Origin of the sequence: Micromonospora sp. NPDC005194 (genome assembly GCF_040608335.1) — a bacterium.
Classification (GTDB): Bacteria; Actinomycetota; Actinomycetes; order Mycobacteriales; family Micromonosporaceae; genus Micromonospora.
Map to the genome: position 1 here is coordinate 1 of NZ_JBEXIA010000086.1, position 1,621 is coordinate 1,621.

A 1,621-nucleotide genomic window follows, 5' to 3' on the forward strand; every position below is an offset into this window, starting at 1 on the left:
CCCCTCCCCCACCCCCCCCCCACCCTCCCCTGCTCCCCCCCCCCGCGCTAGCCGCTCCGGGTCCCAAATTCGTCCCGGGGGGGCGCGGGGGGCCCGGCCCCCCCCCCGACGTCGGCGTACGCCCTCCCGCTCGACCTCGGCGGACGAGCGGGCTGCGGCCTGCGCTACTCTTGAACGTCGCCGCTGTCGCACCGCGCTGACCGTGCGCGTCCCCGAGGGCGGCGACGGCCGCATTTTCCCAGCTCCAAGCCCCAGGAAGTGACATGCCTCCGAAGAAGAAGCTCGTCAAGACGTTCACGCTTCAGCTGCCGGCGGGCCAGGCCACGCCGGCGCCGCCGGTCGGCCCCGCGCTCGGCCAGCACGGCGTGAACATCATGGAGTTCTGCAAGTCCTACAACGCGCAGACCGAGTCCCAGCGGGGCGACATCGTCCCCGCCGAGATCAGCGTGTTCGAGGACCGGTCCTTCAGCTTCGTGCTGAAGACCCCGCCTGCCGCCCGGCTGCTGATCAAGGCCGCCGGTGTGCAGAAGGGCTCGGGCGTCCCGCAGGCCGAGAAGGTCGGCTCGGTGAGCCGCGCCCAGCTGCGTGAGATCGCCGAGAAGAAGATGGCCGACCTCAACGCCAACGACCTGGACCAGGCCGAGAAGATCATCGCCGGCACCGCCCGGTCGATGGGCATCACCGTCAGCGACTGACGTTCGGCCTCGCCGACGACCCGACCGTGGGAGGGCCCGCGCCGAGCGGCCCGCCAGAGACCACAGGAGTAATCAGCAATGCAGCGCAGCAAGAGCTACCGCAAGGCCGCCGACGTCATCGACCGGTCGAAGCTCTACACCCCCTCCGAGGCCGTGAAGCTGGCCAAGGAGACCACCAACGTCAAGTTCGACGCCACGGTCGAGGTCGCCATGCGCCTCGGCGTCGACCCCCGCAAGGCGGACCAGATGGTCCGCGGCACGGTCAACCTGCCGCACGGCACCGGTAAGACCGCCCGCGTGATCGTGTTCGCCGGTGGCGCGAAGGCCGAAGAGGCCGCCGCGGCGGGTGCGGACGAGGTGGGCACCGACGAGCTGGTCGCCCGCATCCAGGGTGGTTGGCTCGACTTCGACGCGGCGATCGCCACGCCGGACCAGATGGCCAAGATCGGCCGGATCGCGCGGATCCTGGGCCCGCGCGGTCTCATGCCGAACCCGAAGACCGGCACGGTGACCATGGACGTCACCAAGGCGGTGCAGGACATCAAGGGCGGCAAGATCACCTTCCGGGTGGACAAGCACTCCAACCTGCACCTGATCATCGGCAAGGCCTCCTTCACGGAGACCCAGCTGGTGGACAACTACGCCGCGGTGCTCGACGAGGTGCTGCGCGCCAAGCCGTCCGCGGCTAAGGGCAAGTACCTCCGCAAGGTCATCCTCACCACCACCATGGGCCCGGGTGTCCCGGTCGACCCGAACCTGGTGAAGAACCTCCGTGAGGACCAGGCCGAGGCCTGAGCCGACAGTTCGCTCGTACCGGGGCGCCGCCACGATCGTGGCGGCGGCCCCCCGCGGGGGGGGGGTGGGGCGCACCAAACCAAGGGGGGGGTAACGGAAGTGAATAGGGGAGGGTAATAGAGTATATTTGA

At 69.8% G+C, this 1,621-nt stretch carries 2 protein-coding genes; both read left to right on the forward strand.

From position 1 onward, the window contains the following. Positions 1-263: 263 nt before the first annotated feature. Positions 264-695, forward strand: coding sequence for a 50S ribosomal protein L11 (rplK, locus tag ABZU53_RS31685; protein ID WP_007465329.1), 432 nt, complete (start codon positions 264-266; stop codon positions 693-695). Between the two features lie 78 nt (positions 696-773). Continuing rightward, positions 774-1,490: a 50S ribosomal protein L1 gene (gene rplA, locus ABZU53_RS31690; protein WP_234583444.1), complete on the forward strand. Its 717-nt coding sequence runs from the start codon at positions 774-776 to the stop codon at positions 1,488-1,490. The last annotated feature ends 131 nt before the right edge of the window (positions 1,491-1,621 follow it).